The sequence below is a fragment of the Pseudomonas sp. CHM02 genome, from assembly GCF_000612585.1.
Classification (GTDB): Bacteria; Pseudomonadota; Gammaproteobacteria; order Pseudomonadales; family Pseudomonadaceae; genus Aquipseudomonas.
Genome location: NZ_JFCA01000047.1, coordinates 1 through 25117, shown reverse-complemented (window position 1 = coordinate 25117; position 25117 = coordinate 1). Strand labels below are relative to the sequence as shown.

The 25117-nt window shown below is 62.3% G+C and carries 28 protein-coding genes; 11 read left to right on the top strand and 17 right to left on the bottom strand.

Translation table 11 applies throughout. From position 1 onward, the window contains the following. Positions 1-79: 79 nt before the first annotated feature. From BM70_RS0124415 to BM70_RS0124405, 3 genes are read right to left on the bottom strand one after another with little or no spacing between them, the layout of a single operon-like run. Entirely contained in the window at positions 80-988 is a 909-nt protein-coding gene (locus BM70_RS0124415) for a biotin-dependent carboxyltransferase family protein (protein ID WP_025858469.1), read from the bottom strand. Then, positions 985-1689, bottom strand: coding sequence for an allophanate hydrolase subunit 1 (locus tag BM70_RS0124410; RefSeq protein ID WP_025858468.1), 705 nt, complete (start codon positions 1687-1689; stop codon positions 985-987). The genes BM70_RS0124415 and BM70_RS0124410 overlap by 4 nt, the downstream gene beginning before the upstream one ends. Then, entirely contained in the window at positions 1686-2426 is a 741-nt protein-coding gene (locus BM70_RS0124405; RefSeq protein WP_025858467.1) for a 5-oxoprolinase subunit PxpA, read from the bottom strand. The genes BM70_RS0124410 and BM70_RS0124405 overlap by 4 nt, the downstream gene beginning before the upstream one ends. A 176-nt stretch (positions 2427-2602) precedes the next feature. On the opposite strand from BM70_RS0124405, the gene BM70_RS0124400 reads away from it, so the two are divergent. Beyond that, positions 2603-3523, top strand: coding sequence for a LysR family transcriptional regulator (locus BM70_RS0124400; protein WP_025858466.1), 921 nt, complete (start codon positions 2603-2605; stop codon positions 3521-3523). A 109-nt stretch (positions 3524-3632) separates the two neighbouring features. Here BM70_RS0124400 and BM70_RS0124395 read toward each other — a convergent pair whose 3' ends face one another. From BM70_RS0124395 to BM70_RS0124385, 3 genes are read right to left on the bottom strand one after another with little or no spacing between them, the layout of a single operon-like run. After that, a complete protein-coding gene (locus BM70_RS0124395; protein WP_025858465.1) occupies positions 3633-4175 on the bottom strand; it encodes a DUF2937 family protein in 543 nt (180 codons plus the stop codon). An 11-nt stretch (positions 4176-4186) separates the two neighbouring features. Further along, on the bottom strand, positions 4187-4963 hold the full coding sequence (locus BM70_RS0124390) for a class II glutamine amidotransferase (protein ID WP_016975237.1): 777 nt from the start codon (positions 4961-4963) through the stop codon (positions 4187-4189). Between the two features lie 30 nt (positions 4964-4993). Beyond that, positions 4994-5530: a hypothetical protein gene (locus tag BM70_RS0124385; RefSeq protein WP_025858464.1), complete on the bottom strand. Its 537-nt coding sequence runs from the start codon at positions 5528-5530 to the stop codon at positions 4994-4996. A gap of 24 nt (positions 5531-5554) precedes the next feature. Between BM70_RS0124385 and BM70_RS0124380 the strand changes: the two genes are divergently transcribed. Continuing rightward, entirely contained in the window at positions 5555-7624 is a 2070-nt protein-coding gene (locus BM70_RS0124380; RefSeq protein WP_025858463.1) for a S9 family peptidase, read from the top strand. Positions 7625-7667: 43 nt separating this feature from the next. After that, positions 7668-8141, top strand: a complete 474-nt coding sequence (locus tag BM70_RS0124375; protein ID WP_025858462.1) for a cyclic nucleotide-binding domain-containing protein — start codon at positions 7668-7670, stop codon at positions 8139-8141. Here BM70_RS0124375 and BM70_RS0124370 read toward each other — a convergent pair. Further along, positions 8138-8416, bottom strand: coding sequence for a hypothetical protein (locus tag BM70_RS0124370; RefSeq protein ID WP_025858461.1), 279 nt, complete (start codon positions 8414-8416; stop codon positions 8138-8140). The two genes, BM70_RS0124375 and BM70_RS0124370, sit on opposite strands and share 4 nt — an antisense overlap. 78 nt (positions 8417-8494) lie before the next feature. On the opposite strand from BM70_RS0124370, the gene BM70_RS0124365 reads away from it, so the two are divergent. Beyond that, the gene (locus BM70_RS0124365; protein WP_025858460.1) at positions 8495-9175 is read left to right on the top strand and encodes a spermidine synthase; all 681 of its coding nucleotides are present in this window, start codon (positions 8495-8497) and stop codon (positions 9173-9175) included. Between the two features lie 4 nt (positions 9176-9179). On the opposite strand, the gene BM70_RS0124360 is transcribed toward BM70_RS0124365, so the two are convergent. Beyond that, positions 9180-10100: a ParB/Srx family N-terminal domain-containing protein gene (locus BM70_RS0124360; protein WP_025858459.1), complete on the bottom strand. Its 921-nt coding sequence runs from the start codon at positions 10098-10100 to the stop codon at positions 9180-9182. Positions 10101-10198: 98 nt separating this feature from the next. Between BM70_RS0124360 and BM70_RS0124355 the strand changes: the two genes are divergently transcribed. The 3 genes from BM70_RS0124355 to BM70_RS0124345 all read left to right on the top strand — a co-directional run bounded on the left by BM70_RS0124355 (position 10199) and on the right by BM70_RS0124345 (position 11637). After that, on the top strand, positions 10199-10573 hold the full coding sequence (locus BM70_RS0124355) for a YajD family HNH nuclease (protein WP_025858458.1): 375 nt from the start codon (positions 10199-10201) through the stop codon (positions 10571-10573). Between the two features lie 177 nt (positions 10574-10750). Continuing rightward, entirely contained in the window at positions 10751-11218 is a 468-nt protein-coding gene (locus tag BM70_RS0124350) for an RNA methyltransferase (RefSeq protein WP_003189607.1), read from the top strand. Between the two features lie 68 nt (positions 11219-11286). Then, positions 11287-11637, top strand: coding sequence for a DUF2892 domain-containing protein (locus tag BM70_RS0124345; RefSeq protein ID WP_025858457.1), 351 nt, complete (start codon positions 11287-11289; stop codon positions 11635-11637). Positions 11638-11756: 119 nt separating this feature from the next. Here BM70_RS0124345 and BM70_RS0124340 read toward each other — a convergent pair whose 3' ends face one another. After that, on the bottom strand, positions 11757-12977 hold the full coding sequence (locus BM70_RS0124340) for a hypothetical protein (RefSeq protein WP_025858456.1): 1221 nt from the start codon (positions 12975-12977) through the stop codon (positions 11757-11759). 13 nt (positions 12978-12990) lie between these two features. After that, complete coding sequence (locus tag BM70_RS0124335) at positions 12991-13440, bottom strand: YcgN family cysteine cluster protein (protein WP_003172524.1); 450 nt, start codon at positions 13438-13440, stop codon at positions 12991-12993. A 153-nt stretch (positions 13441-13593) separates the two neighbouring features. Between BM70_RS0124335 and BM70_RS0124330 the strand changes: the two genes are divergently transcribed. After that, positions 13594-14178 carry a nitroreductase family protein gene (locus BM70_RS0124330; RefSeq protein WP_025858455.1) on the top strand — a complete coding sequence of 195 codons (585 nt, stop codon included), beginning with the start codon at positions 13594-13596 and terminating at the stop codon, positions 14176-14178. A gap of 47 nt (positions 14179-14225) precedes the next feature. Here BM70_RS0124330 and BM70_RS0124325 read toward each other — a convergent pair whose 3' ends face one another. The 5 genes from BM70_RS0124325 to BM70_RS0124305 all read right to left on the bottom strand — a co-directional run bounded on the left by BM70_RS0124325 (position 14226) and on the right by BM70_RS0124305 (position 18879). Next, positions 14226-15158 (bottom strand): D-2-hydroxyacid dehydrogenase, encoded by a 933-nt coding sequence (locus BM70_RS0124325; protein ID WP_025858454.1) that lies wholly within the window; start codon positions 15156-15158, stop codon positions 14226-14228. 103 nt (positions 15159-15261) lie between these two features. After that, positions 15262-15555 carry a YcgL domain-containing protein gene (locus tag BM70_RS0124320; RefSeq protein ID WP_003189597.1) on the bottom strand — a complete coding sequence of 98 codons (294 nt, stop codon included), beginning with the start codon at positions 15553-15555 and terminating at the stop codon, positions 15262-15264. After that, the gene (gene rnd / locus BM70_RS0124315; RefSeq protein WP_025858453.1) at positions 15552-16685 is read right to left on the bottom strand and encodes a ribonuclease D; all 1134 of its coding nucleotides are present in this window, start codon (positions 16683-16685) and stop codon (positions 15552-15554) included. Before rnd ends, BM70_RS0124320 begins: the two co-directional genes overlap by 4 nt. Before the next feature lie 122 nt (positions 16686-16807). Further along, complete coding sequence (locus tag BM70_RS0124310) at positions 16808-17407, bottom strand: class I SAM-dependent methyltransferase (protein ID WP_025858452.1); 600 nt, start codon at positions 17405-17407, stop codon at positions 16808-16810. A gap of 101 nt (positions 17408-17508) precedes the next feature. Beyond that, positions 17509-18879 (bottom strand): glutamine synthetase family protein, encoded by a 1371-nt coding sequence (locus BM70_RS0124305; RefSeq protein ID WP_025858451.1) that lies wholly within the window; start codon positions 18877-18879, stop codon positions 17509-17511. Between the two features lie 437 nt (positions 18880-19316). On the opposite strand from BM70_RS0124305, the gene BM70_RS0124300 reads away from it, so the two are divergent. Together BM70_RS0124300 and BM70_RS0124295 are read left to right on the top strand one after the other, a co-directional pair. Then, complete coding sequence (locus BM70_RS0124300) at positions 19317-20090, top strand: transporter substrate-binding domain-containing protein (protein ID WP_025858450.1); 774 nt, start codon at positions 19317-19319, stop codon at positions 20088-20090. A gap of 50 nt (positions 20091-20140) precedes the next feature. Continuing rightward, a complete protein-coding gene (locus tag BM70_RS0124295) occupies positions 20141-20980 on the top strand; it encodes a cache domain-containing protein (RefSeq protein ID WP_025858449.1) in 840 nt (279 codons plus the stop codon). 211 nt (positions 20981-21191) lie between these two features. Here the strand turns inward: BM70_RS0124295 and BM70_RS0124290 are convergent, their stop codons facing one another. Then, positions 21192-22709, bottom strand: a complete 1518-nt coding sequence (locus BM70_RS0124290) for an MDR family MFS transporter (RefSeq protein WP_025858448.1) — start codon at positions 22707-22709, stop codon at positions 21192-21194. A 66-nt stretch (positions 22710-22775) separates the two neighbouring features. Next, positions 22776-23969, bottom strand: a complete 1194-nt coding sequence (gene pobA, locus BM70_RS0124285) for a 4-hydroxybenzoate 3-monooxygenase (protein ID WP_025858447.1) — start codon at positions 23967-23969, stop codon at positions 22776-22778. A 180-nt stretch (positions 23970-24149) separates the two neighbouring features. Here pobA and BM70_RS0124280 point away from each other — a divergent pair, with 180 nt between their 5' ends. Continuing rightward, positions 24150-25028 carry a helix-turn-helix domain-containing protein gene (locus BM70_RS0124280; RefSeq protein WP_025858446.1) on the top strand — a complete coding sequence of 293 codons (879 nt, stop codon included), beginning with the start codon at positions 24150-24152 and terminating at the stop codon, positions 25026-25028. The last annotated feature ends 89 nt before the right edge of the window (positions 25029-25117 follow it).

The following is a 25117-nucleotide window of genomic DNA, read 5'->3' as shown; positions in this document are numbered from 1 at the left end:
GGCTTGCCGGCGATGGCGTCCACCCGTCTTGCATAAGGCTCAAGGGCGCAATCGCCGGCAAGCCGGGCTCCTGCAGGGGTCAGCGAAAACGCTGCAAGAAGTCGACATGCTGCCGGTGCGCCGTCTCCTGCACCACCGGCGCCAACCGCACCTTCTCCCCCGGCAAGCACTGCGCCAGCCGCGCCAGCGCCAACGGCGTCAACGCGCCCAGGCGCGGATAGCCGCCAATGGTCTGCCGGTCATTGAGCAACACGATCGGCTGCCCGTCCGGCGGCACCTGGATCGCGCCCAACGGAATCCCCTCGGAAATCAACGAAGGCCCCTGGTACTGCAATGGCGTGCCCAGCAGGCGCATGCCCATGCGGTCGGCGCGGCTGTCCAGGGCCCATTCGGTATTGAACGCATCAAACAGGCTTTGGCCGCTGAACTGGCCGATCTGCGCGCCGACGATCACGTCCAATGCCGCCTTGGCCGGCAGGTTAGGGTCGCCTAGCACGTTCATCGTACCGCCCACACCGGAATACGCCAGGCGCCCGCCTTCGGCCAACGCTTTGCCGAAACCATCCACCCCGCCCAGTTCTTCCCGCACAACCGTGGCGCAACTGCCGAGCACATCCGGCGCATCAAACCCGCCCGGTGCCGCCAGGTAAGCCCGCGCGCCGCTGAACGGCTGGGTAAAGCGCAAACGCTGGCCCTTTTGCAGGATGAAACTGCGGCCAGGGCTGATGGCGCGCTCGTCGATATAGGCGCCCAGGTCCGCTCCGGCCAGGGCGAGCAGGCAATAATCCTCGGCCTGCACGGTGAAACCGCCCAGGGTGATTTCCACCACCGGCGCGTCGAGCGCATTGCCCAGCAGCCAGTTGGCCCAGGACATCGACACCCAATCCAGCGCCCCGCCCTGGGTCACACCCAGGTGGCGCACGCCAAAGCGACCGGCGTCCTGCAACAGGCACAGCGGCGTGCTGGCCTCGATGATCAAGCGGCTCATGCCTGCGCCTCCAACGGCGTGTCATCGCCACCCAGCGTGATGAATTCAGCGTGATCGACCGACGCGAAGCGCACAGTGTCGCCCGGTTGCATCAGGCTGTAGCCGTCGCGCTGGCGGTCGAAGAGTCTGGCCGGCGTGCGACCGATCAGGTTCCAGCCGCCCGGCGAGACCACCGGGTAGGCAGCGGTTTGGCGTTCGGCGATGCCAACGCTGCCGGCCGCCACGCGTTTGCGCGGGGTGTTGAGGCGTGGCGTGGCGAGGATTTCATCCACCAGGCCCATAAAGGCAAAACCGGGCGCGAAACCGAGGGCGAACACCTGGTATTCGTGGGCACTGTGGCGGCGGATCACGTCGTCGACAGACAGGCCACTGCGCTCGCTGAGCAAGGTCAACTCCGGGCCGACACTCAGGTCGTACCACACCGGCAGCACATGGCACTGGCCGCTGCCCTGGGCCTGCGGCTGCAGGTCGGTGAGGGCCAGGTCGATCAGCTCCCGCGCCTGGGCCGGGCTCAATGCAGTCAGGTCGTAATGCACCATCAAGGTGGTGTAGGACGGCACCAGGTCCACCAACGCCGCGCCAAAACCGCTGCGCAGGCGCTGGGTGGCGGCGAGCATCCACGGCATATTGGCTTCGGCGATCACGTCGAACAGACGCACCATCAGGCAGTCGATGGCCACCACTTCAATGCGTGGCTTCATACCGGCTTCAACGCCTCGCGAATGCGCTGCACGGCCGCGACCGAGCTGGCGTTGTCGCCATGCACGCACAGGGTATTGGCCTGCAGGACCAGCGCGCTGCCGTCGCTGGCGGTCAGCGGCTCACCGCGAGAAATGGTCAAGGCTTGCTGCACGATGGTGTCGGAATCGTGGTGCACGGCACCGGGCAACTGGCGCGATACCAAGTGGCCCTTGTTGTCATAGGCGCGGTCGGCGAAGGCTTCGAACCACAGCGTTACACCGTATTCATCGCCCAAGACTTGGGCCGCGCTGTTGTCGCGGGTCGCGAGCAGCATCAACGGCAGTTCGCCGTAGGCCGCCACGGCCTGGATCACCGCACGCAATTGGGCCGGGTTGGCCATCATGTCGTTGTACATCGCCCCATGGGGCTTCACGTAGCTGACGCGCCCGCCCTGGGCCCGGCAAATGCCGTCGAGGGCCCCGATCTGGTAGTGCAACAGGTCCTGGACTTCCTGGGGCGTGTAGGCCATGGAGCGACGACCAAAGCCTTGCAGATCCTGGTACGCCGGGTGTGCGCCGACTTGCACGCCATGCTTGAGCGCCAGGCTGACGGTCTTGCGCATGATGCTCGGGTCACCGGCATGAAAGCCGCACGCCACGTTGGCGCAATCAATGAACGGCATGACCTCGGCGTCCAGACCCATGGTCCAGTTGCCAAAGCTTTCGCCAATGTCGCAATTGAGTAAAAGACGGCTCACGGCCTGTCGCTCCTGTAGGCTTTATTTTTTTGTAGTGTGGGATTTTTTACGCAGAACTCGCAACTTGTCCTGACACCCCAACGGCGCTTATCGTGGAATGGCTCGATTTTTGGCGCTGGCCCGGTGCGGCGTCCAACTAATAAAAACCGATCCATGCATAAGAAAAAGTTGATCCCATGAATTTGAAGTTCCTCGAAACCTTCGTCTGGGTGGCCAAGCTCAAGAGTTTCCGCCTGACTGCCGAGAAATTGTTCACCACCCAGGCGTCGATCTCCAGCCGCATCGCGGTGCTGGAAAGCGAGCTGGGGGTGAAGCTGTTTCTGCGTGATTCACGTGGCGTGAGCCTGACCCCGGAAGGCTTGAAGGTGCTCGACTATGCCGAGCAGATGATGGTGACCATGCAGGGCTTGAAGCAGTCCCTGGAGACCACCAGCAGCAAGGTCGGGCGCATTCGGATCGGTGCCATGGACACGGTAATCCACACCTGGCTCAGCCCCCTGGTCGCGGAACTGATGGACCACTTCCCGTTGGTAGAAATCGAATTGGTCGCCGATACCGCGCTGAACCTCAGCGATCAGCTGCAAAAAGGCTTTCTCGACCTGATTCTGCAAACCGACCTGCTGCGCCTGGAAACTGTGCGCAGCCTGGAACTGGCCAGCCACCCCATGGCCTGGATCGTCGCCAGCCAGTCGATTTACAACCGTGACTACGCCTCCCTCGCCGAACTGGCCCAGGAGCGCATCATCACCTATTCGAAAAACTCCCATCCGCACCAGGACGTCATCAGCCTGATGCAAGCCAACGGCGTGGCCGCGCCCCGCATGAACTGTGTGAACTCGGTGTCGGCGATTACTCGCTTGTTGCGCGATGGCTTCGGCATTGGCGCGCTGCCGCCGGTGTTGGTCAGCGAAGAACTGGCGCGCGGCGAACTGGTGATGCTGCCGATGGGGCAGAAACTGCCGAACTTGCAGGTGGTGGTGTCGTGGCGCGTGGGGGTAGAGTTGGTGGAGGAGATTGTGGGGTTGTGTCAGAAAGTCGTTGCCCGCTATGCCGGGGAAGTCGGTGAAGACAGAATGTTACTGACGAAACCCGATTAAAACTGTGGGAGCTGGCTTGCCTGCGATAGCGGTGTATCAGTCACTGATGCATTAACTGATAAATAGCTATCGCAGGCAAGCCAGCTCCCACAGTTGACCGCGTCGGTCTTTAGAGGCCTTTGAGGTCTCGCTCTTCGATCGGCCGGCTCTGGCGCAGGCGCTTGCCGCCCAGCACGACCCAGTCGATCAGGCGGAACAGGCATTCCAGGCCAAACGACAGCAGCATCGCCCCGCCCAAGCCCCAGCCCATTGCCTCAGGCGTCAGCAGGATCTGGTAGCTGTAGCCATTCCAGGTTTCCTGGCGGATATCCGGGTCGGCGGCCACCGCCACTTGCAGGGCACGGATGTACCACGGGCCTTGCATGGCCTGGAATTGCTTGTCCAACGCCACCTGGCGGTCAAGCATGGCGCCCAGGCTGTTGGCGTCACTCTGGAACACCGGATCGTCACTGGCGCGGTAATGCGCCACCAACGCCTTCAAATCGCCGTTGAAGAATTGCCGTGCGGTGCTTTCAAACCCGCTGAGGCCGGTCTGGGCCTCGATCAGGTGGGCTTCGACGCGCTTGGCATAGTCATTGATGAACCCCGGCACTTGCACACCGACCAACAGGCCAATGGCAAACAGCACCAACCGCAGATAACTGAGCAACATGGGCGATATCCTTACTCGGTGATGCCCTGGCTGACGCATTCACCGCGTCGCCACAGGCTCCATTGGCCCGGTTCGTAGCGGGTCCAGTTTTCGTTGTCGGTCAAAGGTTCGGTGGCGATCACCGTCACCACATCATTGGGCGTGGTTTCGGCCTGAAAATCGACGATCACGTCGACATCTTTCAAACGCGCCGGGCCAAACGGGGCGCGCCGGGTGATCTGCGCCAATTTGGTCGAGCAGTAGCAGAACAGCCAGTCGCCGTCGCTGAGCAGGCAGTTGAACACGCCTTTGCTGCGGTATTCGGAACAGGCGGCGATCAGGTCGGGCAGCACCTTCTCGATGTCCACCGGCTCAGGGAACGCTTCGCGCACGCGGTTGAGCAGGTCGCAGAAGGCCGCTTCGCTGTCGGTGTCACCCACCGGGCGGTAAAAGGTGGCGCGGGGGTTGAAGTCCGCCAACTGGCCGTTGTGCGCAAAGCACCAGTTGCGGCCCCACAGCTCGCGCACGAACGGGTGGGTGTTGGCCAGGCTGACCTTGCCGACATTGGCCTGGCGGATATGGCCAATCACTACTTCACTTTTGATCGGGTAACGCTGCACCAGCAACGCGACTTCCGATTCGCTGCTGGCGGCCGGGTCCTGGAACAGGCGCAAGCCACGACCTTCGTAGAACGCAATGCCCCAACCGTCACGGTGGGGACCGGTGCGCCCACCGCGCTGCATCAGCCCGGTAAAGCTGAACACGATGTCGGTGGGGACGTTGGCACTCATGCCCAATAATTCACACATGCCAGGGCTCTCGCTGCAGGGCGGACGACGTTAAAGGCGCGGTTCTACGCGCATACCGCTCACGGGTGCAGGACGGCGGAAAGGCACGTCATCTTCATCTTCATCCGGTTCGGCGGCCAGGGCTGCCGCGGCGGCGGCCTTGCGCTCACGGCGGGCGTTGGCGGCGCGCTCGATGGGCCAGCGGATCAGCACAAACACGATGTACACGCCAAAGGCAATCATGGTGTACATGAACAGATCGGAAATGGCCCGCCAGGCGTTGTTGCCGACCTTGAGCACCAGGTCCAGGGCCGTGATGGCCACGGCCGGTGCGAACTGGGTCTTGACCGGGTCGACGATGGTCGGGCTGAACAGCAGCACCGCCATCAGCAATTGCAGCGGCTCGCGCAGCCAGCGCCAGATCCAGCGGGTCATGCGCCACCACACCAACAGGCAGCCCAAAGCGGCGAAGGCGTAAAGGCCCCAAGCGGTCAGATAGTCGTTCTCGGTCATGGTGTCCATGGCAAGGTTGGCAAACAGGCGGCTATGATAACGGCTTTTGCGTGTCGCGGCTGCAATGCCTGCCACCGTCCGCCAGATAGAGAATAATCCATGCCTATATCGACCACCCCGATTGCCCGCAAGGCCCCAGGCCAGGATCCGTACGCCTGGCTGCAGGAGCGTGACAGCGCTGAAGTGCTCGATTACCTCAAGGCCGAAAATGCCTGGCAGGAAGCCCAGCTCGCCGACCAGCAGGCGCTGCGCGAAACCCTGTTCGAGGAGATCAAGGGCCGCATTCTCGAAACCGATCTGTCCCTGCCCTCGCCGTGGGGCCCGTATCTTTATTACACCCGCACCACCGCCGGCGACGAGTACGCCCGTCACTACCGCTGCCGCCGTCTGGCCGACGACAGCAACCAGGTGGATGACAGCAGCGAAGAACTGTTGCTGGACCCGAACGTGCTGGCCAATGGCGGTTTCTTTTCCCTCGGCGCGTTCAGCATCAGCCCCGACCACCAGCGCCTGGCCTACAGCCTCGATACCAGCGGTGAAGAGATCTACACCCTGTACGTGAAGGAGTTGGCCACCGGCAAGGTCAGCGAACTGGAGTTCCAGGACTGCGACGGCAGCATGACCTGGGCCAACGACAGCCTGACCCTGTTCTTCGGCGAACTGGACGACACCCATCGCCCGCACAAACTCTATCGCTACCGCCTGGACGGCACGGCCGCGCAGGAAGTGTTCCACGAGCCGGACGGCCGATTCTTCCTGCATTGCTACCGTTCCAGCTCCGAGCGCCAGTTGCTGCTGTCGCTGGGCAGCAAGACCACCAGCGAAATCTGGGCGCTGGATGCCAACCAGCCGCACCTGGACTTCACCTGCCTGGCGCCACGGGTCGAGGACCATGAATACGATGTCGATCACGGCCAGTTGAATGGCGCGTGGACCTGGTTTATCCGCAGCAACCGCGACGGCATCAACTACGCACTGTTCGTGGCGACCGACATTGGCGACATCCCAACCGAGGATGAATGGCAGAACCTGATCCCCCACAGCGACGAGGTGATGCTCGACGGCGTGAGCCTGAATGCCAGCGCCATGACCCTGAGCCTGCGCATCGGCGGCCTGCCGGTGATCGAAGTGCACCCGCAAGGCGTGCCGGCGTATCGCGTGGAGTTGCCGGACGCCGCCTATAGCCTCTACGTCCAGAACAGCCTGGAATTTGTCAGCGACAGGATTCGCCTGCGCTACGAAGCCCTGAACCGCCCGGCCCAGGTGCGCCAGCTGGAACTGGTCAACGGCGCGCAACAGGTGCTGAAGGAAACCCCGGTGCTCGGCGTATTCAACGCTGACGACTATGTGAGCCAGCGCCTGTGGGCCACCTCGGCGGATGGCACTCAGGTGCCGATCAGCCTGGTGGTCAAGCGCGATCAGTCGGGCAAGCCTGTGCCTCTGTACCTGTACGGCTATGGCGCCTACGGTTCGAGCCTCGACCCGTGGTTCTCCCATGCACGCCTTAGCCTGCTGGAGCGTGGCGTGGCCTTCGCGATTGCGCATGTGCGCGGTGGCGGCGAACTGGGCGAAGCCTGGTACCGCGCCGGCAAGCAGGAACACAAGCAGAACACCTTCAGCGACTTTATCGCCTGTGCCGAACACCTGATCGCCGAGGGCCTGACCACCTCCAGGCAACTGGCCATCAGCGGCGGCAGTGCCGGCGGCCTGTTGATCGGTGCGGTGCTCAACCAGCGCCCCGAGCTGTTCCAGGCGGCGATTGCCGAAGTGCCGTTCGTCGACGTGCTCAACACCATGCTCGACCCGGAACTGCCGCTGACCATCACCGAGTACGACGAGTGGGGCAACCCGCAGGAGCCCGAGGTGTACGAGCGCATCAAGGCCTACGCACCGTACGAGAACGTCAGCGCCCAGGCCTACCCGCACCTGCTGGTGATCGCCGGCTACAACGACAGCCGCGTGCAGTACTGGGAAGCGGCCAAGTGGGTGGCCAAGTTGCGCGATACCAAGACGGACGACAACCTGCTGTTGCTCAAGACCGAACTGGGCGCCGGCCACGGTGGCATGAGCGGTCGTTACCAGGGATTACGTGACGTAGCACTCGAATATGGATTTGTGTTCAAGGCGCTGGGCCTGGTTCAAGGAACTTCGCCGGGAGGTCCTGTCTGAACACAGGACCGCCCAAAATGATTGATGGATCAATACTGCAGCCATGCCACAACCTACGCTTCTGAATAACGAAATCCGCGACATGCTCATGGACTGCGGCCTGTTCGACCCGCTGTTGCCGGAAGATTTTCATGTGGCCGCCGGCTACTTCAACATCAGCAGCATCGCCCGTGACGAAGTGATCTTCCTCGAGGGCGATGCCGGTACCTTCATGTGCATCATCCACAGCGGCCAGGTGGCGGTGCAGAAAACCAATCATGAAGGCCAGCGCCTGACGATCGCCACCCTGCGCAGTGGCCGGGCCTTTGGCGAAATGGCGGTGCTTGACGGCGAGCGGCGTTCCGCCAGTTGCGTGGCGGCCAGCGACTGCGTGCTGCTGAACCTGGGCAAGGACGCCCTGGAAAAGATGCTCAACGAGGCGCCCAGGGTGGCTGCCAAGATCATCCGCGCAATCGCCATCGCCCTGTCCAAGCGCCTGCGCATGGCCGATGGGCAACTCCTCTCGCAACAGTTTTAACCACCAGGCGTCTTCGGCTTGCTGTCGTTCTGTTGCAGGCCGGGCACGGTCTGGTCCTTCGGCGGCGTCGGCAGCACGATGGGCACCAGGGGCGGCGAGCCATTGGTCTTGGGCACGGCGGGCGGGGTGACTTGCGGGTACAAGGTCGGCGTCGGGGTGCCCGGCGCGCCCGGTGTCGGGGCTGGCGCGACCGGTACGGTTTGCAACTCCTGAGCCTGCGCCGCACCCAATGCGAGCGCGCTCAACACAATGACCGTTAGAATGCTGCACTTCATCGATGGCTCCATGGCCTGACCGGAATGTCACAAGGCTACTCCCAACCGCGCAAGAATGCCCTTCCCAATGAGATTTCCATGAAACGTTTCGTTCTGCTCGACACCACCCCGATTCCCGACAACGGCGGTGCCTTGTGCCTGTTCGAGTACGGCGAAGATTTCGTCATTAAGATCCAGGGCGGTGACGGCGGCCAGTTGATGAACACGCGCATGCACGGTTCCGAAGATGCCCTGGCGGAAATCCCCTGCCGCAAAGTCGCCGGCCGCCCCGGTTCGCGGGTGTTGATTGGCGGCCTGGGCATGGGCTTTACCCTGGCCTCGGCGCTCAAGCATCTGGGCAAGACCGCTGAAGTGGTGGTGGCCGAACTGGTGCCGGGCGTGGTGGAATGGAACCGAGGGCCGCTGGGAGAAAAATCCGGCCGCCCCTTACTGGACCCGCGTACCGTGATCCGCCAGGAAGACGTGGCCAAGGTGCTACAGGCCGAGCCCCAGGGCTTTGACGCGATCATGCTGGATGTGGACAACGGCCCGGAAGGCCTTACGCAAAAGGCCAACAGCTGGCTCTATTCCGCCGGCGGCCTGGCCGCCTGCGCCAAGGCCCTGCGCCCCAAAGGCGTGCTGGCCGTGTGGTCGGCCAGCGCGGACAAGCTGTTCAGCGACAAACTGCGCAAGGCCGGTTTCAAGGCAGAGGAAGTGCAGGTGTTTGCCCACGGCAACAAGGGCACGCGGCATACCATCTGGATTGCGCAGAAGGTGTGATCGGTTAGCGCAGGGAATTGCGGTAATCGATCACATACGGGACTTTTTTGTCGAAGGTCTTTTCCAGCTCATTTCGGTCGAGTTTAGTCATGCCGCCCAGTTGATGGGCGGTGAAACCGCTGTCGCCGACCTGTGAGCCCGGCGCCAGGCTGACCATGCGCTTTGCGACGGCCTCAATGGCGTCCTTGTAGCCGCCCTTCTTGTTCAGGTTGTACTTGCCCAGATCAATTTGAGTACGCAGCCAGTAACCCCAGTAAAACTCCAGGAACTCCGGTGCGATCTCCCCACTGTCCGGCTTGCCATACGCGGCCTTGCGGGTGAAATACACCAGGCTGCGAAAGGTGTCGTCCTGCAGGTTCTTGAAACCCAGGTGGGCGGGCAACTGCTCGGGCGGCAGGGCCTGGCCTTGATTGTCCTTGAGCCAGACTTTGCGCGCCGCTTCCATGCGCTGCCAGAAGTTCGCCATGGTCGGGCTGTTGCTGAAGTCGTCGGTGACCTTGACCCACATGTTCAAGCGCGGGCCGCCGCCTGGCACCTCCCACAAGGTGGTGAAGCTGTGGTGACCGTCAGTCAGGTACAACTGGCCGCCGGGGCCGACCACCACGGTTTTCATATCCTCGGGATGAGTGCCCACCGGGTCCTTGCAGGTGAAGCTCGCCGGCTTGTGCAGATCCGCGCTCTTGGGCACTGTGTCGGCCTCGCCCTGGCCGTTGGTTTCGCAGTATTCATCGAAGACCTTCGCGGGTTTGTCAGCGAACAGGCCGAGGCTGTAGTAAATCTGGTCAAAACCCACCACCGCCTGGGTCGGGTGCAATTGCTCCAGTGCCACCTCGATCACCTGCCCGGGTTTTGGCGTGGAGAACGCCTGGGCTTGGGCAGCCATCCCACATAGCAACAATGCAACAGTCCATGAATGCAGACGCATGCGTTTCAAGTCCTTATCGATAAAGTGAAGCGGTTATTTATAGCCCGAGCGGCTAGAATCAACCCTATCCGTGAACCACCAAATAGCCAGGAGCCATGATGAGCTCGACCAATCCGCCCTCCCACACCGCCAAGCTGGACCGTATCCTCGCCGATGCCCAGCGCGACCGGGAAATGGGCTACCGCGATAAAGCCCTGAAGATGTACCCCCACGTGTGCGGCCGCTGCGCCCGTGAGTTCTCCGGCAAACGCTTGAGTGAACTGACCGTACACCACCGAAACCACAATCATGATGATAATCCGCAGGACGGTTCCAACTGGGAGTTGCTGTGCCTGTACTGCCACGACAACGAACACTCGCGCTACACCGACCAGCAGTACTTCGGCGAAGGCTCCACCAGCAGCCCGACGATTGCCAAGGCCACGCATAACCCGTTTGCGGCGTTGGCGGGCCTGATGAAAAAAGACGACTGAAGCTCTTTTTTGCCTGCTCTGGCCTCTTCGCGAGCAAGCCCGCTCCCACATTCGACCGCATTTCAAGGGACATACGGGACAAATGTGGGAGCGGGCTTGCTCGCGAAAGCGATCGCCCAAACACCCCATTACCCCAAGGCCGTATAATCGCGGTTTTTCTCCAAGGCACCCTTCCCCGTGGGCAATAAACGCTACAGCTGCATCGGTCTGTATAACCCCAAATCCCCCGAAAACGTCGGTTCGGTCATGCGCGCCGCCGGCTGCTACGGCGTGGCCTCGGTGTTCTACACCGGCGTGCGTTACGAGCGCGCCCGGGACTTCATCACCGACACCAAGAAGGTCCACCACGACATTCCGCTGATCGGTATCGATGACCTGAAAAAAATCCTGCCGCTGGGCTGCATCCCCGTCGCCGTGGAATTGGTGGAAGGCGCCCGCCCCCTGCCGGAATACACCCACCCCGACCGCGCGCTGTATATCTTCGGCCCGGAAGACGGCTCCCTCGACAAGGAGATCCGCGACTGGTGCGAAGACGTGGTCTACATCCCGACCACCGGCTGCATGAACCTCGCCGCCACCGTCAACGTGGTGCTCTACGATCGCCTGGCCAAGGGCAACAACACCCGTTCGGGCCCCAAGTACTGATATTTCGGGAACATCCGGCGCCTGCGGGCAGTCAGCTGATTATCACTAGCCCTCTTTGGAGACAGATCATGAGCGACAGCAAAACCTTGCGACCTATCATCGAACACACGCCGTTCCAGACCCAGCCCGCGCAAAACGTGCACGGCTGGGAACGCATCGGCTCGGTGGCCGGTGGCGTGATGATGGTCGGCAAAGGCCTGCGCCGTGGCGGGATTTTCGGTTTGATTCAGGTAGCGATTGGCGGTGTGGCACTGGCCCGTGGTTTTACCGGGCACAGCAACCTGAAGGAAAAGCTCGAGCAGGGCCGTCAGGAAATGAACACCGTGCGCGCGAAGATCGAGCGGGCCGGGGAAGAGTTGAAGAACTTGAAGACCAAGGCCGAAGTGGCGGCTGAGAAGGCCGTAAAAACCACCGGCTGACACCACCCCGACCTGGAGGAGCCCGGCTTGCCGGCGATGGCGTCCTTGAGGGCCCTGTCGCCGGCAAGCCGGGCTCCTACAAGGTTTTGCGGCAGGTTCAGCAAGGGTTCGCGGCGAGTTCAACGCAGCAGTTTGTTATCCAGCACCACCGATGACTCGCCGATGACGCTTTCGGCCAGTTGCACGAACTCCGCGGTGGTGATGCGGTTGGCGCGCATCACCGCTTGCGCGAGGTCATCCAGGGAGCGCTTGTTGTGGGTCTTCACGCGGATCTCGCGGTCCAGCTCCTGCAACACCACCACCGCGCGTGACACTGTCGCACCGCTGACGTGTTCGCCACGCAGGCTGGTCACGTCCTTGCCTTCCTTCACCAAACGCGCCTGTATCGCCTGATAGCGTTCATCGGTAATGCCACCGGCACGGCGCACCAACTCGATGGCGTAGTACTCGGCCAGGCCTTCGCTGATCCAGTCACTGGTGTCGTGGTCGTTGAAGCGCCCGATCGCCTGCACCACTTCACGAATCAACGGGCTGCTGCCATTTTCGCTGACCAACGGGGTACGGCTGTTGAGGTAGAGCGAGTCGCGCGCCGAGAACGCCCCGCGACGCATCGGATCGCTGGCGCCCACCACCAGCAGCTTGGCCGGATGGCGCGGGAAAGCGGCTTCCACCTGCGGCCAGACGAAGGTCAGCAACGTCAGCACATCCATGCGGCGCATGGCCTGGCCTTTGGGCGAGGCCACGGTGACTTCTGTCTCGCCCAGGCGCACGCGGCGGCTGCCGAGGTTGCCGGCGAGCATCCAGCCAGTGGGCCGGTCGAACAGGCGCGAGACGTTGTCGATGCGGAACTTGTGCTTGCCGATGCGCGGCCAGGCGGTTTCGACGCTTTTCCAGCCGGCCGGCAGTTCGAACACCAGGCGCGAGACCAGCTCGATACCGTCCTGCTGGTCGAGCCGCGCCGGCGGCACCAGGTCTTCACCGCGAAACAGCGCCCAACTCGGCGTCATGCGCGCCTCATAGCTACCCGGCTTGCGCGCGTGGGTGAGGCGCACGCGGTAGGTGAGGCTGGCTTTGCTGGCACTGGGTTGCCACAGGCCACGGTGCTCGGTGACGCTCCACTGGCCATCGGCCTTGAAGTCGCTGTAGTCACCGTCGTGGCCGAGGTCGAAGTTCAGGCTGCGCACCGCCGAGCCCTGGGACAGGCTCACCCGTACTTCGGCCTGATCGCTCTGGGGCAGGAGTTTGACGTGATAATCCAGGTCGACTTTCTTCGCGCACCACGCCGGCATGCTCAGCGCCAACAGCAGGACCGATGCCGTCAGCTTGAATCCCCCCCTCATACACACTCCTTGTTCAGCCCGCGCGGAAAATCAGGTAATCCTCCCAGTCGTCTTCGGGCACGCTGCCTTCGCTGAGCATGCGCCCGGACTGGGAAATGCGTTCGTGGTGCACGGCGTCGCGGTCGCCGCAGACCAGGTGGTGCCACAACGGCAGGTCCTTGCGTTCGCTGACCAGGCGATAACCACAGGTCGGCGGCAGCCATTTGAATTGGTCGGCCTGGCCTGGGGTGAGCTGGATGCAGTCCGGTACCGACGCACGGCGGTTGGGGTAATCGGTGCACTGGCAGGTTTTCAGGTCGAGCAGTTTGCAGGCGATACGCGTGTAATAGACGCTGTTGTCGTCTTCGTCCTCGAGCTTTTGCAGGCAGCACAGGCCACAACCGTCGCACAACGACTCCCACTCCTCCTGGTCGAGGTGCTCGAGGGTTTTGCGTATCCAGAAAGGTTCGACTTTGGCGGCCATGGCTCTACATCAGTATCGGTAGGTGAAAAGGCCGCCAGTCTAGTGCCCCAGGCGGCTGGAACCAAGCGCTAGCGACTGGCGGTGTAACAACACTTGTCAGTCTAGTGGCCGCGCAGTAGCTTTGAGCGCCGAATTGACGATCAGGAACTGCTCATGACCCGTGTTGCCGATTATCCGATCCACACCCAGTTCACCGACCGCTGGTCGCCTCGCGCCTTCACCGGCGAGAGTATCTCCAAGGACACCCTGCTGAGCTTCTTCGAAGCCGCACGCTGGGCACCTTCCGCCTACAACTCGCAGCCGTGGCGTTTCCTCTACGCGCGCCGCGACACGCCAGACTGGGAGCGTTTCCTGGGTTTGCTGAATGAATTCAACCGTAACTGGGCACAGCATGCGTCGGCCCTGGTGATCATCGCCTCGAAAACCGACTTCATCGCCCCCGGCGCCACGGAAGAAACCCCCGCCCTGTGGCACACCTTCGACACCGGCTCCGCCTGGGGCCACCTGGCGCTGCAGGCCAGCCTCAGCGGCTGGCACACCCACGGCATGGCCGGCTTCGACCAGGAGCTGACCCGCAAAGAGCTGAAAATCCCGGAAGGTTATGCACTGCATGCCGCCGTGGCGATTGGCAAGCTGGGGGACAAGTCGAGCCTGCCGGAATACCTGCAAGGCCGTGAAACACCCAGCCCGCGCAAACCGCTGAGCGAGCTGGTTTCAGAAGGTGATTTCAGCCTGTAGCACCTTGTAGGAGCCGGTTTGCCGGCTCCTACAACGTTGCGGTGGTTTCAGTAACCGCGCTCGAAATCCACTTCCCCGCGCAACGCGTCCTTGGCCTGGTACGCCCGCAGGTTTTGCACAAACAGCTCAACCATCAACTCCGGTGAAGTCGGCGCCGAACTGTGGCCGGTCAGCAACAGCCCCCAGGCGGTCCAGAACGGATGACGCTGCGGCAACGGTTCCTGGCGGCAGACATCGATTACCGCACCCGCCAAATGCCCTTCCTTCAAGGCTTCGACTAGGTCAGCATCCACCACCGCCACGCCGCGCCCGACGTTGATAAACAAGCCGGTCGGCTTGAATTGCTTGAACAGCGCCGCGTCGTACAGGTCATGGGTATTCGGCGTATTGGGCAGCAGGTTGATCACGTAGTCCACCTCCCCCACCAGCCGGCCCAACTGGTCGAGCCCGGCCACCTCGATGAACGGTGCCTGCTCGCGTGCGGTGCTGGCGATACCGTAAAGCTTCACGCCAAAAGGCAGCAGGAACTCGGCGACACGCTGGCCGATATCGCCGGTGCCGACGATCAGCGCCTTGCGCCCCGCCAGGCTCTGGCCCATGCGATTGTCCCATTTGCGTTCGACCTGGCTGACCAGGCGCGCCAATACCTCGCGCTCGTGCCCGAGCATGTAGGTGAGGACAAACTCGGCCATGACCTGGCCAAAGATGCCGACCGCTCGGGTCAGGCGATAGTCACGGGGCAGGCCTTCGGCCAGCAATGGGGTGATGCCGGCCCAGGTCGATTGCAGCCATTGCGGGTGATGACCTTGACGCAACAAAGTGGCCAACAGGTCCGGCTGGCCCAGCCATACCGGGCAGTCAGCGGCCAGGCGTGACAGCTCGGCCGAGTCGCCGCTGGTCAGCACCTCCAGGTCCGGTGCCGCTTCGCCCAGCAACTTGGCGTAGAGCGGGTGATCCTGTTCAGCAATCAGAACACGCATGCTTAAAACCTTTCAAAAACAGTACGGGCGGCCGCCCGCATCCTTACGGCCACCGCCCACTTATACGATTCCATTGAAGCCTGTGCCCTGGGGCACTCGCCGATCACATCGGGTCGTTGCGGCGCAGCAGCTCTTCGGGCAAGTGTTCGATGTACTCATCCTCGGCCGGCGGCATTTGCAGGTGGTAGCCCTGTTTGTCGAGGTTTTCCAGGACCACGGCGATGTCCTCGCGGGACAGCTTGCGCTCCGGCGTCAGTACCATGTCAAACGCGTGATGGGCCTTGCCGAAGGCCTCCATCAGCGGCTCCGGCACGCGCTCGAGGGCATCGCTTTTGAGCACATAGAGGTACATCCCGTCTTTCTTCTTGCTGCGGTAGATGGAGCAAATACGTTTCAAGGCTGTTCTCCGGCAATGGCCAGGCTGTCGAGCAGCGCCTGGCCCATCAACTCGCGGCGCCAGCCACGCAGCGAGTCTGGCAATTGGTAAGGCCCATCGGGGTAGCCGCTTTTGACCAGGGCTTCGAGGGTTTTCTTGCGCAGCATCAGTTCCGGCGCCATGTCCAGGCGTTCGGCTTCAGCCTGGCCAAGGGCACGCAGTTGCTTGATCAGTGCGGCGGCATCCACCGGCAACGGCTCGGCAACGGCAGGCGGCCATTGGTCCATCGGCACGCTGCCGGCACGTTTGATCAGGTCCAGCAGGAACTGGCCATCCTGACGCACGGTACGCGGGTGCATGTCTTCGATCTTGCCCAGGGCGGCGAGGTTATCCGGCTGGGATTTGGCCAGGGGCCACAGCGAGTGTTCGCGGATGATGCGGTTGCGCGGCAGGTCACGGGCGCGGGCTTGCTGCTCGCGCCAGGCGCACAGTTCACGCAGCACGGCGAGTTGTGCACGCGAGAGTTTCCACGCCAGCTTGGCGTCGCGGTACACCTCGTAAGGGTCGACTTCGCGGCGCAGGTTGGCGACCAGCTCGGCGCCGTCTTCCAGGACCCAGGCGTATTTATCATCCGACAGCCGCGGGCGCAGCCGCGTATAGACCTCGGCCAGGTGCACCGCGTCCTCGGCGGCGTAGCTGACCTGCGTCTCGGACAGTGGCCGCTGCAGCCAGTCCGAACGGGTCTCGCCCTTGGGCAGCTCGATATCCAGCACGGCTTGCACCAGGCGCGAGTAGCCCATGGAGAAACCGAGGTTCAAGTAAGCCGCCGCCAATTGAGTATCGAACAACGGCACTGGCAGGCTGCCGGTCAGACGCAGCAACACTTCGAGGTCTTCGCTGCAGGCGTGCACCACCTTGATCACCGCCGGGTTTTCCAGCAAGGCGGCCAGGGGTTGCCAGTTGTCGATGGTCAGGGGGTCGATCAGGTAAGCGCGAACGCCATCACCAATCTGGATCAGCCCGGCAATGGGATAAAAGGTGTCGACCCGCATGAATTCGGTGTCGAGGGCGACGAATGGCAACTGCTGCCATTCGGCGCAATGCTGGCCGAGGCTATCGTTGTCGCAGATCCAGTGAATATCGATGGCCACACGGCTCTCCCTTGAAGAATGGCGCGCAGTATATATCGCGAAAGGGACTTGCGAGCATCCGCAGTGCACAGGCGTCCATGAAAACTCCGACAGGATATGAAGAATAGTCCGACAGACGGGGCTTATCCTCTCTTACGCAGCACGTAGACCCGCCACAGGCTTGAGCCTGGCATGAATTCCTGGTGGTGCAGGACCTTGAAGCCAGCCTGGCGAAACTCGTCCTCAACCGCAGTACGAGAACTGACAGAGACAATCACCGTGTCACGGCTGACCCGGTGAAACTCGCGCAGCAGCGCCTGCCGCCCTTCGCTGCTGGGCACATGCCGAAACAATTCCAGGCAGAAAATGCAGTCCACCGCATTCGCCGACAGACCGATGGAAAACGCCGAGCCCTGGAATGTCTTGACGCGCTTGAGCAAGGACGCCGGGTGGTGGGTGCGGGCATGGTCGAGCATGTCCTGGGAATTGTCCGACGCCAGGATCACCCGGTTGATGTGTTCGGCCAACACCGGCCAGAAGCGCCCGGATCCGCAGGCCAGGTCCAGCACCAGCCCAGGTTCACCGGCGACTTTCAGCGCCTGGCGTACCAACCACTCATCGCGCCACGACGCCAGGCGCCGCCGCAATCCGGGCGGGCGCGTTTCGCCGCAGACCCTGGCGTGCTCACGGTCGCAGCGCTCGGCGTATTCGATCTCGATGGAGGAAGGTGGTTGTGGCGACATCGCGGGCTCATAGGGGTGGAACGGCAGTGAACGACCTTGATTTGCAGCTTAACCACTGCAACGTGAAAAAAAGGTCGAAACCCTCACTACCGTCAATCCGCTCACGCCTGATGCAAATACCAGCGCCAATCCTGCTCCCCCACTTCACCCATGAACTGGCGATATTCGGCGCGTTTTACCGCCAGGTACACGCCGAGGAATTCTGTGCCGAATGCCTCTCGCGCCCAGCTTGAACCTTCGAGTGCACGCAGGGTGGTCAACCAGTCCGTGGGCAGCAATTCCTTGGCCTGGGCGTAACCGTTGCCTTCTACCGGGGCGCCGGGGTCGCGTTGTTCACGGATGCCGCGATGGATGCCGGCCAGGATCGCCGCGGCGGCCAGGTAGGGGTTGGCGTCGGCGCCGCAGATGCGGTGTTCGATGTGCCGCGAGTTGGCCGGCCCGCCGGGCACGCGCAGGCTGACGGTGCGGTTGTCCACGCCCCAGGTGGCGGCCAGCGGAGCGTAACTGTTGGTCTGGAAGCGGCGGTATGAGTTGGCGTTGGGGCAGAACATCAGCAGTGAATCAAGCAAGGTGCTGAGCATGCCGCCCACGGCCTGGCGCAACAGCGGCGTGCCGTCCGTGGCTTCGCTGGCGAACAGGTTGTTGCCCTCGGCGTCCGCCAGGCTCACGTGCATGTGCATGCCGGTGCCCGCCAAGTCGTCGAACGGCTTGGCCATGAAGCAGGCGGCCATCCCGTGTTTATGTGCCACGCCTTTGACCAGGCGTTTGTAGCGCACGGCTTCGTCCATGGCTTGCAGGGCGTCGATGCGATGCTCCAGGGTGATCTCCACCTGGCCCGGCGCGTATTCGGAAATCGCCGTGCGCGCCGGGATGCCTTGCAGTTTGCAGGCGCTGTAGAGGTCGGCGAGGAAGGGCTCGATCTGCTCCAGCTCTCGCAGGCCATAAACCTGGGTCGAGCGCGGGCGCCCACCGTCGACATCGCGCGCCGGTTGCGGACGGCCATTGCTGTCCGGCTTCTGGTCGAGCAGGTAGAACTCCAGCTCCGCCGCCATCACCGGGTAGTAACCATCGGCCTTGAGGCCATCGATCACCTTGGCGAGCAAATGCCGAGGGTCGGCCACGGTGGCGGGCAGGCCTTCGGTCGGGTGCATGCTGACCTGCACGGCGGCGGTGGGAATCAGCCGCCACGGCATGCGTTGCAAACTGCCGCTGATCGGGTAGGCGCGACAGTCGATATCGCCGACCTCCCAGACCAGCCCGGAGTTTTCCACGTCGTCGCCGTTGATGGTCAGGCCAAGGATGGTGCTGGGCAAGGGGCGGCCGCTTTCATACACCGCCAGCAGTTCATCGCGATGCAACAACTTGCCGCGTGGTACGCCGTTGTTGTCGAGGATAAACAACTCGAACATCTCGATGTCCGGGTTGTGTTCAAGGAAAGACTGGGCTTCGTGCAGGCTGGCAAAAACACTCATGGGCATTCTCATACGTAGGTGTCGGGCAGGCGCACAGGTGCGCGCCATCCAGGGGATGGATCAACGTAGGAATGCGGTATCTGGTGGGCGTGCGTGTCGGCAGTGGAACAGGGCCCAGAACGCGAGATCGGACGGCAGTGTCGCGGGGTGGGTATCGGAGGAGCCGTCCATGCGGGGATCACAGTGCTAGAGATAACCGCCAGCGTCACATGCCTGCATAGGTGGGTAAATTCAGGGTTGACGGAGTTTGGTTGCAACTTGGCTAAACATTCGCCGCACCAATGTCACGCTGCTTGCCTCTGTAGAAGCGAGCTTGCTCGCGAAGGACGTTACGATGACGCGGGGCGTCAGGCTAAACTCGACATCCTTGAGTGCTTCGCGAGCCAGCTCGCGCCTACAAAAACAACAGCCTCACCCTGCCCCGAGGATTCCACCGCATGAAAGCACCTTTAGCCCTGTGTGTACTGGCAAGCCTGACAACCAGCGCCCTGGCCGACACGGCCCCTTCGCGCCTTGACCAGGTGCTTGAGCGCGGCACGCTCACGGTCTGCACCACCGGTGACTACAAGCCCTATACCTCGCTGCGTGCCGACGGCCGCTATGAAGGCATCGACATTGCCATGGCCGAGTCCCTGGCCAAGAGCCTCAACGCCAACATCACATGGGTGCCTACCACCTGGAAAACCCTGATGCCGGATTTCCTGGCCCAGCGCTGCGATATCGCCGTGGGCGGCATTTCCGTGTCCCTGGAACGCCAGAAAAAGGCGTTCTTCAGCCAGGCCCTGGGCGTGGATGGCAAGATCCCGCTGGTGCGCTGCGCCGATGTGAAGCGCTACCAGACCGTCGAGCAGATCAACCAGCCCCAGGTGCGGGTGATCGAGCCGGCGGGCGGTACCAACGAAGTGTTTGCCCGCGCGCACCTCGGCCAGGCGAACATTCGCTTGCATGACAACGTGACCATCTTTGACGAACTGCTGGCGGGCAAGGCCGACGTGATGATCACTGACGCCAGCGAAGCGCGTTACCAGCAAAAGCTCAAGCCTGGGCTGTGTGCGGTCAACCCGGAGCGGCAGATGCAATACAGTGAGAAAGCCTTTCTGCTGCCACGCGATGATGTGGCGTGGAAGAGTTACGTCGACCAGTGGTTGCACCTGAGCGTCGCCACCGGGGTGTATGACGGCATCGTCAATCAATGGCTGGCGGCACCTTGAGCCACGGGCGTCTACGCTGTGGTCACACCAACAATAACGAGGGATAGGCCATGAAGGGACTGCTCCGACTCACTTGGCTGCTGCTGTTGTGTTTCAGCCAGGTGCACGCCGCCACGACTCAGGACGAGGACGCGCAGGCAGCCAAGGCATTGCTGGAAAAAGCCCTGGCTTACTACCAGAGCAACGGCGACAAGGCCTTTGCCGCCTTCAGCCGGCAAGGCGAGTTCATCGACCAGGACCGCTATGTGTTCGTGGTCGACACCCAGGGTGTGCTGCTGGCCAGTGGCGGGCCCTCTTCCGCCTTGATCGGCCGCGATGTGTCCGACGTATTGGGACCGGATCTGCGCCAGTCCTTCAAGGACGCGCTCAAGGTTCCGGAAGGCCAGGGCATCCAGCAGGCCGATTACCGCTGGCAGAACTGGAACGACGGCAAGATCGAACATAAACACGTGTTTTATCAGCGCGTGGGCGAACGCATCCTGGCGGTGGGTTATTACTTGCCACGGGCCACTCCGGAACAGGCCAGGGCCCTGCGCAATAAGGCGGTGAGCGCGCTGCTCAAGGATGAAGCGGGCACGCTCAAGGCCATCAACTCATTGCAGGGAGGCTTCCTGCAGGATGACCTCTATGTGTTTGTGGTGGACCTCAAGACCAAGCGCTATGTGGCCCACGGTACCAACCTGCGGCTGGTCAATACCGATTTCAGCAAGATCAAGGATCCGGATGGCCGGCCGGTGGGAGAGCCGATCCTGAAGTTGATGGCCGAGCAGGATCAGGGGGAATACAAGTACCGCTGGAAGAACCCGGTGACCGATAAGGTCGAGAATAAGCATGCGTATGTGCGCAAGGCGGGGCATTTCATGGTGGCGGTCGGGTACTACAGCCCTTGATGGAACGTTGAAATACGATTTGCGGTGAGGGCCTGACAGCCGACCGTTATTCAACTGTTACCCCGCGATCCAACCGTGGGAGCGGGCTTGCCCGCGAAAGCGGCCTGACAGGCGACCTGGATGTGGGGGGCGCCTGAGATCAAAAGCAACGGCAAGATCAAGAGCGGCGCGCTTCGCATCGTGGTTGCGGTTGGTTTAGCGTCCGGGCAGTTTATTTGGCTTTGTCCTCACGGCCGCGCAGCACTCGGTTCGGCATTGCGATTGCTGCCGCGAGCCCGAGCAGCGATACCGCGGCGCTCACCATCAGCAAATGCCGGAACGTCACCGCCAGTTCTCCCCGCAGGGCGTCTTGCGCCGGGCCGGGGGCGGCGTTGAGGCCGTCGAGCAGTACGTTGCCAGAGCTGCCTTCGCTCACCAGCGCGCCGCTGGCCAGGTGGGCGAAGCTCGAATCCTGCAACAGCGCCAGCAACAGCGCCGACATGCACGCGACCCCCACTGCCCCGCCGAGGGAACGGAACAGGTTGGTGGTACTGGTGGCGACGCCGATGTCGCGTTGTTCCACCGAGTTTTGCGTGCCCACCAGCGAGGTGGGGAACTGCATGCCGGCAGCGATCCCGCACAGCAGCATGAACATCGCCGTCAGCCCCACCGCCTGGGGTGCGCTCATGGCCATGCCGAGGATTGCAAAGGGGCTCAGCAGCGCGCCGCTGAGGATCATCGGTTTATAGCGCCCGGTCACCGAGGTCATGCGCCCGGCAAAATAGGCGCCCATCGGCAACCCCATCGCCAGCGGCAGCAGGTGCAGGGCCGCACTGTCGGCCCCGGAACCGGTCACCGTCTGATAACGCAACGGCATCAGTACGGTCAGGGAAATCGCCTGGAAGCTGGTGAAAAAGATCGTGCACCAGCACAACACTGCACTGCGGTTGGCGAACAGATGCATCGGCAACAACGGCTCACGCGCACGGCGCTCATGCCAGACAAACACCGTCAACGCCACCAGAGCAATCATCAACAGCCCCAGCACTTCGTCGTCGCGCCAATGATGGCCCTGGCCGATTTCGGTGATGCCCAGCAGCAAGGCGGTCAGGCCGACGATCATCAGCACAGTACCGAGGTAATCGATGATCGGCTTGCGCTGCGGCACCGGCAGCCCGACCAGGGTGCGATGGGCCACGTACCAGGCGCCAGCGCCCAAAGGCAGGTTGATCAGAAACACCCAGCGCCACGACAGGTACTCGGTCATGTAGCCGCCGAGCACCGGCCCGGCGACGCTGGCCACCGCGTACATGCTGCTGAAATAGCCCTGGTAGCGCCCACGTTCGCGGGGCGGGATGATGTCGCCGATGATCGCCTGGCTCACCGATATCATGCCGCCAGCACCGATGCCTTGGAGGATCCGCGCCAGCACCAATTGCTCCATGCTTTGCGCCATGCCGCAGAACAGCGAGGCCAGGGTGAACAGGCCCATGCCGATCAGCATCATCGGCCGTCGTCCGTACAGGTCGCCGAGCTTGCCGTAGATCGGCACCGCCACGGTCATCGCCACCATGTAGCCGGAGATGACCCAGGCCAGCAGGTTGACGTCGTGGAACTGTGCGGAAATGGCCGGCATGGACACGGCGACAATGGTCTGGTCCAGAGCCCCCAGGAAGATCGCCATCATCAGCGAGGCGAGGATGCTGCGCACGGCGGGCAGCGGCGGAACGGGCTGGTTGAGGTGCGTCACGGCGGAACCTTCGAGCAGGGCCCGCGGGAAAAGGCGGCCCACGGGAATGCTCGATACGATAGCAGGCTATTCGATAGCTTCGTAAGGAAGTCCGACGTAATTTTCTGCGAGAGTCTTGCGCCCCGCCTCGGAGTGGATGAAGTAATCGAGCTCACTCTCGGCGATGCGCTGGCTGAAACCGTCCGCCTCGGGAAACTGATGCAACATCGAGGTCATCCACCAGGAAAACCGCTCGGCCTTCCAGACCCGCCGCAGGCAGATGGCAGAGTAGCGCTCCAGCAAGTCCAGCCGTCCTTCGCCGTAGACCTTGAGCAAGATCCGATACAGCGTACTCACATCACTGGCCGCCAGGTTCAAACCCTTGGCGCCGGTGGGCGGTACGATATGCGCCGCGTCGCCCAGCAGGAACAGGCGCCCGTACTGCATTGGTTCCACCACGAAACTGCGCAGCGGGGCGATGCTTTTTTCAATCGATGGGCCGGTTACCAGGTCCTCGGCAAGATGGCTGGGCAGACGCGTTTTCAGTTCGTCCCAGAAGCGCGCATCGGGCCATTCGTCAATCGGTTCGTCCACCGGCACTTGCAGGTAATAACGGCTGCGGGTCGGTGAACGCATGCTGCACAAGGCAAAGCCATGCGGGTGCTTGGCGTACACCAGTTCAGCGTGCACCGGCGGCGTATCGGCGAGGATGCCCAGCCAGCCGAAGGGGTAGACCCGCTCGAACACCTTGAGTGAATCGGCCGGGATCGATTGGCGCGCTACACCATGGAAACCATCGCAACCGGCGATGTAGTCGCACTCCAGGCGAAAGGCTTCGCCCTGATGCTCGAACGTGAGCCAGGGCCGATCACTTTTGAGTCCGTGGGGCTGCACGTCACGGGCCTCGTACAGGGTGATGGCGCCAGCGGCGGTGCGAGCGGCCATCAGGTCGCGGGTGACTTCGGTCTGGCCGTAGATCATCACCGACTGACCGCCGGTCAGCGCCTTGAGGTCGATGTGGGTAAGCTGGCCATTGAGCGCCAATTCGAAGCCATCATGCACCAGGCCTTCGGTGTCCATGCGCTGGCTGACGCCCGCCTGCCTCAGCAGGTCGACCATGCCTTGCTCCAGCACCCCGGCACGGATGCGGCCTTGCACGTAATCGGCGCTCTGGCGCTCTAGGATAAGGGTCTCGATCCCGGCATTGTGCAGCAGTTGGCCGAGCAACAGTCCCGAAGGACCGGCGCCGATGATGGCGACTTGGGTTTTCAGCGTTTTCATTATTTTTATCGCCCGCAAGCTCCATCCGAACGGATGGGGTGAAAGAATTGTCATTGGTCTTGTAGCTGACATTTTTCACTTGAGTGGCCGGCATAAGAAGGTGAAAACTGAGACAAAGCCTGCGCTTTTTGCCAATCGGGGCGATTACCGCACCACTCTCCTGAGTATCGGATTGAAACCATGACCAAAACCGCAATTCCGGTCTTCAAGCTTTACGGGGAAAACCAGCAATGGCCGACCCCCGATTTGTTGCACTGCGAAACCATTTCCCGACGCAGCCGGGAATACCAGTGGGAAATCCAGCCCCACCGGCACGCGGATCTGTGCCAGTTGCTGTACGTGCACAAAGGCCAGGCACAGCTTGAAATAGAAGGTCAGCGCACCACCCTGAACGAGGCGACCCTGCAGGTATTACCGCCGCTGTGTGTGCACGGGTTTCGTTTTTCCGAGGATGTCGAAGGTTACGTGGTGACGCTCGCGGCGCCGCTGGTCAGCCATTTGCAGACGCAGTTGGGCACCACGGTAGAGGCCTTGCAGGCGCTGGGCAGTTACCCGGCAGGCAAGGACAGTGATTACCTGAACAGCCTGTTCGTCCGCTTGCAGGATGAGTACGCCGATGAACAACCGGCGCGGGACATGATGATGCACGCACTGGTCAGCGTGCTGCTGGTGTGGATCAGCCGCCAGGCCATCCAGCGTCGCCACCCTCGGGCCCCACGGGGGCGTGAATACTTCCGGCGCTTTACCCAGTTGGTCGAACAGCATTACCGCGAACACCCGAAGATCGAAGACCTGGCCCACAAGCTGGGCATCTCGGTCTCACACCTGAACGGGACGTGCCGGGAGTTGGGTGGGCAGCCTGCGCTGCAGATCATGCACGACCGCCAATTGCTGGAGGCCAAGCGCCTGCTGACCTACACCAGCATGACCATCAATGAAATGTCGGAGGTGCTGGGTTTTTCCGACCCGACCAACTTCTCTCGGCTGTTCCGCCGCCGGGTCGGGTTCTCACCCAAGGCGTTTCGCGAGCAATTGAAAACCGAAACGCCACCCAGTTGAGTGTGGAAACCGGCTGTTGTGGGAGCGGGCTTGCTCGCGAATGCGGTTTATCAAGCAATATTAGCAGCGACTGACTCACTGCATTCGCG